Raw genomic sequence first — 15,295 nt, forward strand, 5'->3', positions numbered from 1 at the left:
TAGAGTTCAAATTGTTGTACAAAGTGCAATGAAGTGATGAGTCCGCGCTCATTAAGTGCTTTCAAATTGCACAAAGTACAACATAGCACTTGAACCCGGACGGTCGTGGGTAAAACAATGTAAACGTGGTCTTCCTCAAACTATCATAGCCTCAACTTCTGTCACTCCTGACACCATAGTTGCCCTTAATTCCACCGCATAAATCAGGACTTACATTGTCCATTTCGTGCGAACACCCGCCTTGGGAAAAAAGTCGATTTTTGTCGTCGAAACTGAGCTTGAACTTGACAGCGTTTAAAGTTGAGGAATATAATAAGAAACATGAAATAGGTAACCGGTTACACATCGTTTATCACGGTAACATAAATAATTAATTTATAATGTGTAAATAATAGTATTTATCGAGATAAAGGAAAATTTCGGGAGCATGTAACCGGTACCCTACGCAAGAATTACTTTGCTGAGAGTACGGGTTTGCTTTTTAGTAGGAGTGAGTCGTAACCAGTGGCAACAATTAGAGATGTAGCAAAGTTGGCAGGCGTTTCCGTAGCGACTATTTCCCGATTCTTGAACAAAAACGGATATGTCAATGAAGAAACAAAACTGCGAGTAGAGCAAGCGATCAAAACGCTTCAGTACGAGCCGAACGCAATGGCAAGAGGACTTGCAGGAAGAAAAACAGGCACGATTGCCTTAATATTCCCAGACATCACGAACCCATTCTTTGCGGAGCTAGCCAGAGCTGTTGAGGATGTTGCCCGCATGTATGGGTATACAGTAATCCTATGCAATTCGGATAATCAAGCGGATAAAGAGCAAACCTACATTAGGGTATTGAAGCAGCGGTATGTGGATGGCATTTTGTTTGCTTCCTACAGCCTTCGCTCTGACGATGTTGATGCTTTGAATAATGAGAAAATTCCTTTCATTATGCTGGATAGAGCGCCGCGCGAGACCTCTTGCACGGTCGTAAGCTCCAAGCATTTGGAAGGGGCACAGCAAGCTGTACAGCATCTGCTCGATGAGGGCTGCACGAAAATTGCTCATATATATGGCCCGCAGGATACGGTAACCGGAAGAGAGCGGTTCATGGGATACGAGCAATCTGTGAAACATTTTCCTTGGTACTCGCCAAGCCTCGTTGAACCTGGTTATTTCCGAGTTGACGGCGGAATGGAAGCGGTTGAAAACCTAATGAAACGCCATCCTGATATTGACGGAATTTTTGCCGGCAATGATACGATGGCTGTTGGAGCACTTAAGAAATTACAGCGAATGGGCGTGCGCGTCCCTGATCAAGTTGCGTTGTGCGGTTTCGATGGTATCGACCTAACGGTCATCGTCGAGCCGGAAATTACGACGGTCGCACAATCGATTTATGATATGGGGATGCTGTCAACACGGCTTCTTATCAAGAAAATCGAGGGTGACAACAGCGAAGATCAAACGCATCTATTCGATGTCAAACTCATACCTCGCGAATCAACGAGAAGAAAAAGAAAAGAATGAACCATCGAATCGGATGATGGACAGTGGAGGTTGTAAAACAATGGAACAATTCAAAATTTTGGCGCCCTGCGGGATGTTAGGTTACGGATTTCCGAAATCATCGTTTATAAGAGGCATGGAGCATAAACCTGATGCAATTGTCGTGGATGCCGGATCAACGGATGCTGGTCCTCATAAATTAGGAGCTGGTACGGCGATTGTCAGCAAGCAAGCTTGCAAGAAAGATTTGGAACTGATGATTGTAGCTGGTGCTGAAGCTAAGATTCCGGTCATTATCGGATCTGCCGGAGGAAGCGGCGCCAAGGTCCATGTTGAATGGACACGAGCAATCATTATGGAAATTCTTGAAGAAAACAATATTACGGGACTGAAAGTCGCGACAATCTGGGCGGACATTCCTAAAGAGGTCGTGGAAGCTAAATTAGAAGCAGGCGAGTGTGAGCCGCTTGGGATTGCTGTGAAGACGCTTACCAAGGAAAGATTGGAAGCTACCAATGGTATTGTCGCCCAAATGGGACACGAACCCATTATCGCGGCACTTCAAGAAGGCGCTGACATTATCATCTGTGGCCGCGCTTACGACCCTTCGCCGTTTGCCGCGGTAGCGATGCATAATGGTTTTGATACTGCACTTGCTTATCATTTGGGTAAAATTCTCGAATGCTCAGCGCTTTGTGCAGAACCAGGGACAACGAAAGACTGCATGCTGGGTATTCTGACTAAAGATTCATTTATCGTTAAACCACTGAACGATAAACGTAAATGTACGGCAGTTTCCGTAGCTGCACACACATTTTATGAGAAGGATCATCCTTATCTGCTCCATGGTCCAGGACTTGTTCTGGATCTTGAACACTGCGAGTTCAAGGAATTGGGAGATGATAGCGTAGAAGTGCGAGGCAGCCGAATCTTGCCATCTCCTGCGTATCAAATCAAGCTTGAGGGTGCAATGAAAGTTGCTTACCGAACACTCGTCGTCGCAGGTATCCGCGACCCGCTTTTGATCGAACGAATCGAAGAAGTTGAAGATTTAGTCAAGCAGCAGGTTTGGGAGTACTACAGCGAAGTCCCACAAGAGGATTATGAAATCAATTTCATCAATTACGGCCTCAACGGCGTGTTGGGTGAATTGGAACCGCAGAAAACAGCAGGTCACGAGTTAGGTGTTGTATTCGAAGTTATTGCGAAGACACAAGAGCTGGCGAACACGATTTGCAGCTCCGTCAGATCTACCTTCTTGCATTACGGCTATGAGGGCAGGAAATCGACGGCTGGCAATCTGGCGTTCCCTTTTGCTCCAAGCGATATCCCTTTCGGTGCTGTGTATGAATTCTCTGTTTATCATTTGATGCAAGTTGCGGATGGCGTAGAGATGTTCCGTAACGAATATATCGAGGTGTAATTATGAAGCTAGTAGATGCAGCGAAAGTACTGAGAAGTAAAAACAGCGGGCCGTTTGAAATTACCGTGGATGCCCTTTTCACAGATCCGGTGATTTATTACAAAATAAAGAATTCCGGCATCATTAACAAAGATTTGGTATCGAAGCTTTACAACATTGAGCAAGATAAGATCATGCATATCGTCTTTTTCGATCAAGCGCTCGGCTTCAAAATTACGTTCGCGCGGAAAGTTTCTTCAGGCACGTTCTTGGATCGTGACGTATACGGCGCTCAACAGCATGCCCCACTGATGGAATTGGAAGTCGACGTATGATGGGAAAGGAGTCGATTCAAATCAGAACGCATTCGAAAGTTAAACAAATGTGGAGTGACAAAGTCCTCTACTTGATGCTTTTGCCGGGAATCGCTTATTTTATCATTTTTCACATCTGGCCGATTATCGGCATGAAGTTAGCCTTTTACGATTATCAAATTCTCGGAGATAACGTTTTTGTTGGATTTAAATATTTTCGGGAGCTGTTCAGTACGCCAGTTTTTGAGCAGGTATTAAAAAATACGCTCATTATCAGCGCGATGAAAATGTTTCTTATTTTTCCAATTCCGATCATCTTTGCGCTCATCCTTAACGAGTTCATTAACGGAAAGTTCCGGAAATCGATTCAAGTCATTTCGTATTTACCCCACTTTCTGTCCTGGGTCGTTATCGCCGGGGTATGGTTCGACTTTTTATCCAAGTCAAACGGTGTCGTGAATGAGATTATTCAAGCCTTCGGGTTTCAACCGCACGACTTCTTGACAGATAAATCAGCGATTAGATGGGTGCTTGTTGCCAGTGAAGCATGGCGGAATATCGGCTGGGATTCGATCATTTTCCTTGCGGCCATCATGGGTGTGAATCAAAGCTTGTACGAAGCGGCACATGTTGATGGAGCCAACCGCTGGCACATTGTAACGCGAATTGTTCTGCCTCATCTGTACATTCCGATGGTCACCATCTTCATTCTAAATGTCGGATTTATTATGAATGCAGGGCTGGATCAAGTGTTGAACTTCACGAATGATTCCGTCAATAGCCGTATCGATATTATCGATACTTATGTTTACCGCGTTGGTTTGATCAACGGTCAGTATTCATTCGCTACAGCGGCTAATTTGTTCAAAAGTATGATTGGGGTCGTGCTGGTGCTTTCCACGCATTTCATATCCAAGAAACTGACCTCGAAAGGCGCATGGTAAGGAGGAGCTAGCATGAGTGTCCAAAAATTTTCGTTCACCAAATTAGTGCTCGGTGCCGTACTCGTCCTCTTATCGCTGACGATGTTTGTACCGATTATGAACTTGATCGCCAAAGCTTTCTCGAACCCCAGCAAAGTTCATATGCTGCATGGCTATGACATTTTGCCAAAAGGTTTCTCGTTCATCAACTTCCAAGTGGTGCTCAGCAATCCGATTGTCGGGAAAGCGTTAATGAACTCTTTATTTATTACGATTGTCGGTACGGCGTTCAGCATTTTCTTCACAACGATTACAGCTTACGTATTGACGCGTAAAAATCTGGTCGGCAAAACGCCTATCATGATTTTCCTCATCATTATCATGATTTTTGAACCGGGTATCGTGCAAGAGTATATGGTCATCAAAGACCTGCACTTGCTGGATAATCTTTGGGCGATGGTGCTCTACCGCACGATTAACGTATTTTATTTGATCATTATGATGCGGTTTATTGAAGAAATACCTGATTCCTTGGTTGAGGCTGCGAAAATCGATGGCGCTGGGCACATGACCGTGTTCATGCGGATTATCTTACCGCTGTCCCGCATTCCGCTTCTGACGATCGGTATGTTCTATGCGGTAGCCAGATGGAATGAATTCTTCAAATCGAGCATTTTCTTATCGAGCCGAGACAACACCGTGCTGCAAGTACTGCTCAGGCAATTCGTTGTTGAAGGAGATACGACGACCTTAGTCGGTGCGGCTGATTTGATGAAAAACAACAATATCGCGCAATTGGACTTCTCGTCCTTGAAGGCCGCTACGATTGTCATTGCTATGGTTCCGATTCTGATGCTATATCCCATTATTCTGAAGCATTATACCAAAGGAGTAATGGAAGGCGGCGTAAAAGAATAGTATTCAAACATTATTTTGGGAGGCAATCCAAATGAAAAAAGCGCTTTTTGCAATGGCTGCAGTCGTTCTGGTCACTACAACAGCATGCAGTTCCGGTGGGAACAATTCAACGAATACGTCTGCACCATCTGCAACACAAAATGGCCAGGCGGTTACGACAGTCTCCATTTTAGCCAAGGATTTTGCACCAGACGATCCTAACGTTCAGAAATTGGTTAAAGGTATCGAAGATGGCATGAAAGCAGAAGGCAAAAATGTTAAGCTGCAAATTACGCCTGTGCAAAGCGGAACGTATTCCGAGAAAATGGGCTTGCTCTTACAAAGCGGTAACATCCCTGATCTTATCTACTTCCAAGGTGGAGATTATCAATTCGCAACGACTCAGAAAATTTTGGAGGATCTGACTCCATATATCGATAAATCCAAATACGTTAAGGCTTCTATGAATCCTTATAACATTGAAAGAATGAAGAACTACCCTTACTTGCTATGGTTGTCACCGGTTAGCAGTGCTATTCCTGTCGTGCGTCAAGACTTGATGGACAAAACAGCATCCGGTAAAGCTGCTTTGGAAAACCCAACAATCGATAACTACTACACGTTCTTCAAAGAGCTTAAGGAAAAAAGCGGTGCGAAATATGCCTATACAACAGCAGGCAATCTTGATGAGTTGGACGCTATGTTCGGGCAAGCTTTCGGACTGACGACAACTTGGCTCAAAGGTGCAGACGGTAAATACGCATTCGGTAAAACAACACAGTCTGAAAAAGACAAACTAGAGTTCTACGCTAAGATGTACAAAGAGGGCTTGCTTGATCCTGAGTTCCTGACGAAGAAATGGGATACGAAAGAAAAAGCGTTCTATGACGGCCAAGCAGCTATCATGGCGGGTACACAAGGTAAAGTAATTGACCTGTACAACTCCAAATCAACTGCACAAAATGGCGCAGGCGCGAAAGTCGTTCCTCTGCCGCCGGCAAAAGGTAAAGGGCAAGGTTACGCACCGGTTGATACAAGTAAAGAAAGCCGCGGTTTCGCGATTTCCAAAACGTCCAAAAACAAAGATCTGGCCTTTGCTGTATTAGAATACATGGCTAGTCCAAAAGGTCAAATGATGGATAAGCTTGGTTTTGAAGGCTCCGAGTATCAAATCGTTGATAACAAAATCAAACTGACAGATAAGTTTGCTGCTTGGTATCCGCACTTTGTCGAGTCCGTTATCAGCTTCACGCCGGACAAAGAGTTTGATCCGACTACGCCTTACTTCTCGGAACCGGCAGCGAAATCGCTCAAACTTTTCGAGAGCAATTCCACGAAAGACAATACCTTCATTATGCCTGCCGATTTGACGGCGAAATGGGATGCAGCTACGGCTGTTTACAAAGAGTTCGCAGCTGATATCGTAACTGGTAAGAAAACAGGTGCTGATTTCGATAAATTCGTTCAAGCCTGGAACGCTGCAGGCGGTAAAGAAGTAACGGATTATGCGAATAAAACAATTAAGTAAATCGGGCTTTGAAGCCAATAAATGAACTGCAAAGTGTGGGGCGTAACAGCCCTGCACTCCCTGTAGAAGGGAGTAAGTCAAATGGTTACTTTTGCTGATAGAGTGAAAGGCGTTGTTTTCGGCACGGCTTATGGCGATGCGATGGGCGCTGTTGTTGAGAAAATGACGTTCAATGAAATTCATGAAAAGTATGGTCGGGTAGAAACGACGATGACCAAATGGTGGAAAGCAGATTGGCCGGAAGACAAGAGGCTCGGCAGGATGAGAGGCGAAGGCATCGTTACTGATGATACGCTCATGACGCTTGCGCTTATGAATGTATATGGTATTGAACGCCGTCATTTGGATGCTTATGATCTGGCTAATGAGTTTGTCAAAGAGATCTCGTTCCGTCCTAAATATATTCCCGAACTGGGAAAAGTAGCTATGGTTATGGATCGCTTGTTTTATCCAGAGAAGCATATTTTTAACCGTCATGTGCTTGCCAATTGCGAGCCTCGCGAAGGCGGTTATGGCAATATGGTTAACTGCGGTGCTGCCATGTATATCTCACCGATCGGCATTGTGAATGCCTGCAATCCGAAGGCAGCCTATGATGAAGCGATTCTTTTTGCATCCGGTCATCAAGTCAGCTATGGCTTGGAAGCGGCGGGCGTTTTGGCAGCTTGTGTTGCGAAAGCATTTGAACCCGGTGTGACGGTAGAAGACATCATTCAAACTGCTTTAATGTATGCGAAAGATGGTACTAAGCAGGCGATTCAAGACCTATGTGACACAGCTCGATCCCTGAAGCCAATTAAGCATAACCGGGCTGAAGTTGTAGGGCAACTGCACGCTGCAATGGGCAAATATTCGCCAATGGGTGATGATGTCAACCGTAGCATTGATAAAGTAGGCATCCCTTCTAACCACTATACCCCAAGTCGATTGTTCTCGATTGAGGAACTTCCTTTAGCATTAGCTTACATTATTTTGCATGATGGGGATTTATTGGAGGCTGTTAAAGACGGAGTGAGCTCTGGTCGCGACACGGATTCTATTGGTGTTATGGCTGGTGCCATTCTTGGAGCTATGCATGGCGTTGCGGCTATTCCGCAAGCTGAAATTGCTGTTATTGAACAGATTAATAAGCAAGAAATTGAGAAGCATTGCCATGCATTTATCGAAGCTGCCTCATTTATTATTGAGCAAGACCTTGCGCTCAGCAACCGCAGACAACAACAGATTCGTTCTATTATTTAAAAGGTGGTGTAATCGTTGATTCCTTCTAATTATTTGGAAAAAATTTATTCTGGTTACTTAGGTATGAACATTGGCATAAGACTAGGCGCTCCGGTTGAACCGACGATTTGGACTTATGAAAGAATACAAAGCACATATGGCGACATTACGGACTATGTCAAAGAGTTTAAGAACTTCGCAGCGGACGACGATGCGAACGGTCCATTCTACTTCTTGCGCGCGTTGTATGACGATGCCAAGGACCGCGATATTACGCCTAACGATGTAGCTCGCGCTTGGTTGAACTATGCTCGTGAGGGAATCGGGATGTTCTGGTGGGGCGGTTACGGCGTAAGTACAGAGCATACAGCCTACATCAATTTGAAAAAAGGAATTGAAGCTCCACAGTCTGGTTCTATTGAGCAAAATGGACTTATTATCGCCGAACAAATTGGCGGTCAAATTTTCATCGACACATGGGGCCTTGTCAATCCAGGCAACCCGAAAAAGGCAGCGGATTTCGGAGAAGCAGCAGCTCGTGTTTCTCATGATGGCGAAGGTGTGTTAGGCGCAAGATTCTTCTGTGCAGCAATTTCCAAAGCATTCGAAACAAGCGACATCAATGAAATTATTGAAGCAGGTTTGGCTCAAATTCCAGCTGACTCGATCTATGCCAAAGTGTCCAGAGCGGTGCTTGCTTTCCACGAGCAACATCCGAATGACTTCAGAGCATGCCGAGACATGCTTGAAAGAGACTGGGGCTACGACAAATATACGGGCGTATGCCACATCATTCCTAACGCAGGCGTCTGCGTGCTTTCCATGATCTACGGCCAAGGCGACTTCAACAAAACGGTTGAAATTGCAACGATGTGTGGTTGGGACACGGATTGCAACGCCGGTAACGTTGGTACGGTTCTGGGTGTAGCTTGTGGTCTCGAAGGTATTGCAGATAAGTATCGTAAACCGATCAACGATTCCATCGTGATGTCAGGGATTTCGGGCTTTATGAATATTCTCGATATTCCGACCTACGCGAAAGAATTGGCGATTCTAGGCTATCGCTTGGCGAATGTTCCTTGCCCAGAGGGTCTTGTAGAGAGCTTCACAGAGCACGATATTTATTTCGACTTCGAACTACCAGGTTCCACACATAACATCCGTATCTCGGATCCGTTCTTCTGCCAGGCAAAGCATTCAACGGAGAAATCCTTCAAAGGAACGGGATCGCTTGAAGTTGTGTTTGACCGTATGACTCGTGGGGAAAAATCAAAAGTATTCTACAAACCATTCTATACACGCGATGATTTCAGTGACGAAAGATACTCACCGACATTTGCGCCTAAAGCATCCTCTGGTCAAAAAGTATCCATGCAAATCTTCTTGGATCAGTGGGGCGGCAATGAAACGATGGGCATCGCACCTTATGTGCGCCTGTCCAATAGCAAAAAAGAGCTTGTACAAGGTTATGTGAAGCTCGTTGATCAAGAGTGGGTTCATGTTGAATTTGTAATCCCAGATTCCGAGGGCGAGCTGATTGATGAAGTCGGTATCGTGTTAGAGGCTTATTCGACTCGCAAGCCGAAAAGCTTGGGACGCATTTTCATTGATGAATTCCGCATCTACGGCAACGCAGATTACACCATTGACTTCAACAAGCAATTGAGCAATTTTGGTTGTATTACGCCATTTGCGCACAACAATGGGGCTTGGAGTTTAGAAGAAGGCGCGATGTATCTTATGACGGCGGAGCCAAGCGAAGCCTATACAGGTAACTATTTTGCCAAAGACTACTCCGTATCTGTAGAACTCAACCCGCAAAGCGGACATTCACACTTAGTGGCTGTTCGTGCACAAGGTGCAATGAGAGGTTATCATGTAGGATTTGATGGAGCTAATCAAGTATCTCTGTATATCAATAACTTCGGTTTCACGAAGCTAGCGAGTGCGGAGTTCCCGTGGCAGCTTGGCAAAGACTACGACTTCAAAGTGACGGTGCAGGGTAATTCCATTAATTTCGCTATTGACGGACAAGAAGTTTTGAAGCACACTGACGATACGTTCGACTACGGGATGTTTGGCGTAAGCACAAGAACTGCAGCTAGAACTTATTTCAGACATGTTAGATTTACGGAAATTTAGAAATTGTAGGTGGAGCGGGGAACGTTATGAAAATAATCGTAATTGGCAGTGCAAATATGGATATGGTCATGCGGACTAGCCGTATTCCAGAAATGGGCGAAACAATGCGGGGCGATGGATTTATGCTATCCGCCGGAGGCAAGGGAGCCAATCAGGCAGTTGCTTGCGCAAAAATGGGCGCTGATACCTGGTTTATGGCGAAAGTTGGCGACGATATTTTTGGGCAATCGTTGATCGGCAGCCTCAAAGGGTTCGGTGTGAAAACTGAGTATGTGGGAATTGAACCTGAAGTTACGACAGGTGTAGCCGCGATTACGGTTTGCGATGGGAATAATGCGATCATTCTAGACGGCGGCGCCAATAACCTAGTTAAACCTGACTATATTGAAAGCTATGAAGATCAGTTGCTCTCGGCCTCGGCGATTATGCTGCAGCTGGAAATTCCGGTGGAAACTGTCTATGCCACCATTCGACTTGCGAAAGGCAAGGTGCCGATTTTCCTAAATCCGGCGCCTGCCATTCCACTTGATGACGAAATGTTGGATGGTGTGGATTATTTCACACCGAATGAAATCGAGTGCCGGTTGTACACGAATGTGGAAGTCAAAACCACGGAAGATGCTTTTGCGGCGCTGGATATTTTGCGCGGCAAAGGTATTCGCTTCCCGTTAATTACACTTGGTGAAAAAGGCATTGTGTACTATAACGGCACCGAAAATGTGTATATGGAAGGTCGGAAAGTGAAGGCCATAGATACAACGGCTGCTGGAGACACGTTCTCTGGGACGCTTGCGGCTATGATTACTTCAGGCAAATCCCTCGATGAAGCGGTAAACATCGCGCAGCTTGCGTCTTCGATATCGGTTACCCGCATGGGTGCACAGCATTCGATCCCGTATTTATCGGAGCTTTCGGATCTATGATGAACAAAGTGGAAATCCGTTTTCATGAGTTGTTGAAAACTGCTGAGCATTTAGGTGAACACCGTATTCGTACGGTGGAGCGGAGATCAGACCCATACGGCGACTATGCCGCTATGTATTTGGAGACCGAGCTCATCCCGGGTGAGTGGGTGAAAACGTATTTCTGGATAGGCGTTCCTTATGGGGAAACGCCTTTTCCTGCTATGCTGCACATCCACGGGGGAGGTTCGCAGACGGCTAATTTGGAGCATGTGCGGCATTGGATGAGCAAAGGGTATGTCGCGCTTAGTTATGATTGGAAAGAGGAACTATCCGGGCAGGAGTTTTACTCCGATTTGGCGGACATGCCCACGAAAGACATGGAAGAAGAGTTTGACCCACTGCAATCTGTGATGTTCACGCGTCTCATTCACGCGAAGAAAATGGTAACGTGGTTGGCTCAGCTGCCAGAAGTGGACGCGGAGCGGATGGGTGCTTTCGGCATTTCCCGAGGAGGCACGGTAACGAGACTGCTTAACGCCTGGGATAGCCGGTTGCAGGCGGTGGCACCTATTTATGGCTGCGGCAAGCACATGTCGCCAGGACGGCTGAACCGTAACGTTCGCAGGCCGCATACGTTGGAAGACACCTACCAATGGGAGCAGCTGCTTAGCGGTTTGAAGCTAGCCGAGCGGAAGCAGTCACCGATGCTGATCATGTCGGCAACGAACGATTATTGGGGCTGGATGGATGCCATCTGCGAAGGTGCTGCACATCTTCCGAAGGCGAAGCGTGGGCTGTTTTTCGCGGCCAATCAGAATCATCATCTGGATGGCTGGGCAGGCGCAACATTGGACTGTTGGATGGATGCGCTTGTCAAAGGAGACGGGCATTGGCCGCAAGCTCCGTCCGCAGCAGTCTCTGTTAGCGAGGGAGCATTGCGGGTGACCGCCAAATTTGCTGCTGATGGACTGCTGAAGCTTCCGCAAAAGCTTCGCTTTTGCTGGTCTTGGTATGACTGGAGCGAGGTGCTTCCGCCAGGCAGATACTGGCACGTGAAGGAGCACGACTGTTCGGAAGACAGCGACTTCAGTGTGGAGATACCGATTATTGATCCTGCAATAAGCGGTTTCGTCTATGTGGATGCCATCTATGAGGATGGCGTAAAAACGAGCAGCTTCCCGCTGCGGTTCTCTCCCATTTATCTGGGAGCAGTTGCATCCGGAATGCCTTTAACGCTGGAGTTGGCTGATTTCACTCGCGGGCTTGATGGATGGCATTGTCCGGAACAGCGGACGGAGCCATTTGATCCTGATTTCCGCTACGTATTTATGGATGACCCGCAGGGAGGCAAAGCGCTATCTTTGGACGAGCCGGAATCGAGGTTTGCCTTAGTCACGCATAAGCCTGTCGACCCGATTATGCAAGGGGATAAGGACCATTTGCAGCTGCAGTTCAGGCTGTTTACGGACGTTCCAGGCGTGTGGGAGGTATCGGTTTTCTATCGGCCGGATCAAGCGGGCCAGATCGTTTGGGCGAGCGAGGTAGAGGGAGCACTCGGTTGGACGGTTGTGCGACTAGCCAGGCAGTCGTTTGGCCATGCAGACGGCAAGGCGCTGTCATCTTGGGAGAAAATGCACAAGATCTGCGTGACTTTTCTTCCTGAACAGGTGGACTCCAGCAGCGGTTGTAGGCCGGCTCTTGGTTCGGTTCGTTTTGTTTAAGATGGAGGTTCTACCGCTAATTCACTCTCTGCCACAGTTCAGCGTAGATTAACGGTAGTTTTTCCATCTATTCCAGCTGAGGCTAGTTAAAGGGATCACCCTGCTGAATTTGGCAAGCATAGAGAACGATCGCTCGCATAAATAAACTAGAAGTACTTCACAGGACTACGGTATCAAATCCGTAGTCCCTTTTATTTTTCAAAGCAGCACTCCAAGCCGCATGACTACGCTATCATTGGTAAAAATAACTGTTGACACAATCTGAGCTACTTACTACTATAAAGGTGTGGGTAATTGGATGATCCAATTATCAGCATATTGCCAGACGGAAGGTACTCATAATGACAATAAAGAAAATTAAGTACCATAGAGTGTATGAGGATGTCATTGAGCAGATTGAAAAACTGATCCTTGAAGGCAACCTTGCGCCTGGAGACGTTTTGCCAACCGAAAGAGAGCTTGCCCAAGCTTTCGGGATTAGCCGCGGGACTTTGCGTGAAGCATTCCGAATTTTGGAACGAGAAGGGCTAATCGAGACTCGTCCGGGTGGCGGTCGATTTCTTAACAAGAACCTCAGCAAAGCGGAAGATAAAACTAGAATCCTCGATAATATTGAGAGAGCTACAATTATTGAGCTGCTTGAGGCTAGGGAGATTTTTGAAACAGGCATCGTGGAATTGGCAACGCTGAGAGCATCCGAACAGGATATTCTAGATATTGAAAGCGCTCTCGAAAAGTGGGGCACCATTGACAGCGAATCGGATGATCCGGTTTCTCCAGATCAAGCTTTCCATCTATCCATAGCTAAAGCAACACATAATGTGGTGCTCGTGAATCTCATCGATCTGAACATGGATTTGTTGAAAAGAACGGCTACGAAGACAGTTGAAATACCTGGCCGTAGAAGTGAAGTGTATAAGGAACATTACAACATTTTCCAGGCTATAAAAGAGAGAGATCCACTTAAAGCCAAAGAAACGCTGCTGTACCATTTGAAACAGGTTAAACAAAATATTCAAATAAAGTAGCGGAAAACGGATGAAGTTTATCCGTCTGATGTAATTGGGTCATCCAATTACCCAAATTATTTATGTAATCGCTTTATCTGAATTGTAAGCGGCTACAAGTATATCGATTTCGATTCTCGTGCCGTATCCCATTCTTCTAGAGGCACTACTACGATACGAATAAAGGAATGGAAGACGGCTTCAGAATATATAGATAGACAAAAAAAGGGAGGAAATAGAATTGAAAAAATCTCTTCTTATGGTGGTCACGGCTTTAATGGTTGTAACAACCGCATGCTCCAGCGGCGGCAGCAAATCTCCGAGCAACGAGGCAGCTCCAACGTCTGCACCAGCTGCAACAACGGCGGGGGATGCGAATAAAGAGCCGGTAACTCTCTCCATTGTAGCTAAAGATTTAATGGGGGATGACCCTGGTGTTCAGAAGCTGCTGAAAGGTATCGAAGAAGGAATGAAGGCGGAAGGCAAAAATATTAAGCTGAAAGTAGTCCCTGTACAAAGCGGAACCTACTCGGAGAAGCTAGGCTTGCTGCTGCAAAGCGGTAATATTCCTGATCTTATTTACTTCCAAGGCGGTGACTACCAATTTGCCGTTACGCAAAAAATTCTGGAGGATTTGACGCCATTTATCGATAAATCGACGAATGTGAAGGCATCGATGAACGTTTTTAACCAAGAGAGAATGAAGAATTATCCGTATCTGCTATGGCTGTCGCCTCCGAATAGCGCTGTGCCTGTCGTTCGTCAAGATTGGTTTGATAAAACCGCATCGGGCAAAGATCTGATTTCCAATCCAACGAGTGACAATTACTATACCTTCTTCAAGGACTTGAAGGAGAAAAGCGGCGCGAAATATGCTTACACGGTGGCTGGAACACTCGATGAGCTCGACGTAATGTTCGGTCAGTCCTTCGGTCTGACATCCACGTGGATCAAAGGTGATGACGGTAAATATACCTTCGGTAAAACAACACAGTTTGAAAAAGATAAGCTGCTATTCTACGCAAAATTGTACAAAGATGGCCTTCTGGATCCCGAGTTCCTGACCAAGAAGTGGGATACGAAAGAGAAAGCATTTTATGATGGGCAAGCGGCTATCATGGCAGGCACACAAGGCAAGGTTATCGACATCTACAATAACAAATCGGTTAGTCAAAATGGAGCAGCTGCCAAGGTCATGACACTGCCGCCAGCAAAAGGCAAAGCACAAGGTTATACCCCGGTAGATATCAGTAAGGAAAGCCGCGGTTTTGCTATTGCTAAGACATCCAAGAACAAAGAAATGGCATTTGCGGTACTGGAATATATGGCAGGACAAAAAGGTCAAATGCTAGATAAGCTTGGCGTTGAAGGCGATGAATACCAAATCGTGAACAACAAAATCAAATTAACAGACAAATTTGCAGCTTGGTTCCCGCACTTTGTAGAGTCCACAGTTAACTTCAAACCGGATAAAGAGTTTGACCCAGCGACACCTTATTTCTCTGAGCCGGCAAGCAAATCTCTACAATTGTTCGCTTCTATGTCGACGAAAGACAATACTTTTGTGATTCCTGCTGAGCTCGCTTCCAAGTGGGATGCTTCCACTGCTAAGTACAAAGAGTTTGCAGCGGATCTCGTAACTGGCAAGAAAAGCGCAGCAGATTTCGATAAGTTTGTTCAGGATTGGAACGCAGCAGGCGGTAAAGATGTGACGGAATACGCGAATAAAACGATCAAATAAACGACT

12 protein-coding genes are annotated in these 15,295 nt (G+C 46.0%); all 12 read left to right on the forward strand.

Features of this window, described 5'->3' with window-relative positions; all coding sequences use genetic code 11:
* Positions 1 to 504 precede the first annotated feature (504 nt).
* The 12 genes from AC58VC_RS23940 (at position 505) to AC58VC_RS23995 (ending at position 15,289) form a co-directional block, all read left to right on the forward strand.
* On the forward strand, positions 505 to 1,509 hold the full coding sequence (locus AC58VC_RS23940) for a LacI family DNA-binding transcriptional regulator (protein ID WP_145658025.1): 1,005 nt from the start codon (positions 505 to 507) through the stop codon (positions 1,507 to 1,509).
* Positions 1,510 to 1,549: 40 nt separating this feature from the next.
* The gene (locus AC58VC_RS23945) at positions 1,550 to 2,911 is read left to right on the forward strand and encodes an acyclic terpene utilization AtuA family protein (RefSeq protein ID WP_497372031.1); all 1,362 of its coding nucleotides are present in this window, start codon (positions 1,550 to 1,552) and stop codon (positions 2,909 to 2,911) included.
* 2 nt (positions 2,912 to 2,913) lie between these two features.
* Complete coding sequence (locus AC58VC_RS23950; protein ID WP_497372033.1) at positions 2,914 to 3,225, forward strand: DUF4387 domain-containing protein; 312 nt, start codon at positions 2,914 to 2,916, stop codon at positions 3,223 to 3,225.
* Positions 3,222 to 4,148 carry an ABC transporter permease gene (locus AC58VC_RS23955; protein ID WP_497372035.1) on the forward strand — a complete coding sequence of 309 codons (927 nt, stop codon included), beginning with the start codon at positions 3,222 to 3,224 and terminating at the stop codon, positions 4,146 to 4,148. The genes AC58VC_RS23950 and AC58VC_RS23955 overlap by 4 nt, the downstream gene beginning before the upstream one ends.
* A 12-nt stretch (positions 4,149 to 4,160) precedes the next feature.
* Complete coding sequence (locus tag AC58VC_RS23960; protein ID WP_497372037.1) at positions 4,161 to 5,045, forward strand: carbohydrate ABC transporter permease; 885 nt, start codon at positions 4,161 to 4,163, stop codon at positions 5,043 to 5,045.
* A 31-nt stretch (positions 5,046 to 5,076) separates the two neighbouring features.
* Positions 5,077 to 6,552, forward strand: a complete 1,476-nt coding sequence (locus AC58VC_RS23965) for an extracellular solute-binding protein (protein ID WP_497372039.1) — start codon at positions 5,077 to 5,079, stop codon at positions 6,550 to 6,552.
* Between the two features lie 81 nt (positions 6,553 to 6,633).
* Positions 6,634 to 7,794 carry an ADP-ribosylglycohydrolase family protein gene (locus AC58VC_RS23970; protein WP_497372041.1) on the forward strand — a complete coding sequence of 387 codons (1,161 nt, stop codon included), beginning with the start codon at positions 6,634 to 6,636 and terminating at the stop codon, positions 7,792 to 7,794.
* 15 nt (positions 7,795 to 7,809) lie between these two features.
* Entirely contained in the window at positions 7,810 to 9,915 is a 2,106-nt protein-coding gene (locus AC58VC_RS23975; RefSeq protein ID WP_497372043.1) for an ADP-ribosylglycohydrolase family protein, read from the forward strand.
* A gap of 26 nt (positions 9,916 to 9,941) precedes the next feature.
* The gene (gene rbsK / locus AC58VC_RS23980; RefSeq protein ID WP_497372045.1) at positions 9,942 to 10,838 is read left to right on the forward strand and encodes a ribokinase; all 897 of its coding nucleotides are present in this window, start codon (positions 9,942 to 9,944) and stop codon (positions 10,836 to 10,838) included.
* Complete coding sequence (locus tag AC58VC_RS23985; RefSeq protein ID WP_497372047.1) at positions 10,835 to 12,541, forward strand: dienelactone hydrolase family protein; 1,707 nt, start codon at positions 10,835 to 10,837, stop codon at positions 12,539 to 12,541. Before rbsK ends, AC58VC_RS23985 begins: the two co-directional genes overlap by 4 nt.
* A 341-nt stretch (positions 12,542 to 12,882) precedes the next feature.
* Complete coding sequence (locus AC58VC_RS23990) at positions 12,883 to 13,569, forward strand: FadR/GntR family transcriptional regulator (RefSeq protein WP_497372049.1); 687 nt, start codon at positions 12,883 to 12,885, stop codon at positions 13,567 to 13,569.
* A 220-nt stretch (positions 13,570 to 13,789) separates the two neighbouring features.
* Positions 13,790 to 15,289 carry an extracellular solute-binding protein gene (locus AC58VC_RS23995; protein WP_497372051.1) on the forward strand — a complete coding sequence of 500 codons (1,500 nt, stop codon included), beginning with the start codon at positions 13,790 to 13,792 and terminating at the stop codon, positions 15,287 to 15,289.
* Positions 15,290 to 15,295: the final 6 nt, after the last annotated feature.

The sequence above is a fragment of the Paenibacillus sp. J22R67 genome (assembly GCF_059692175.1).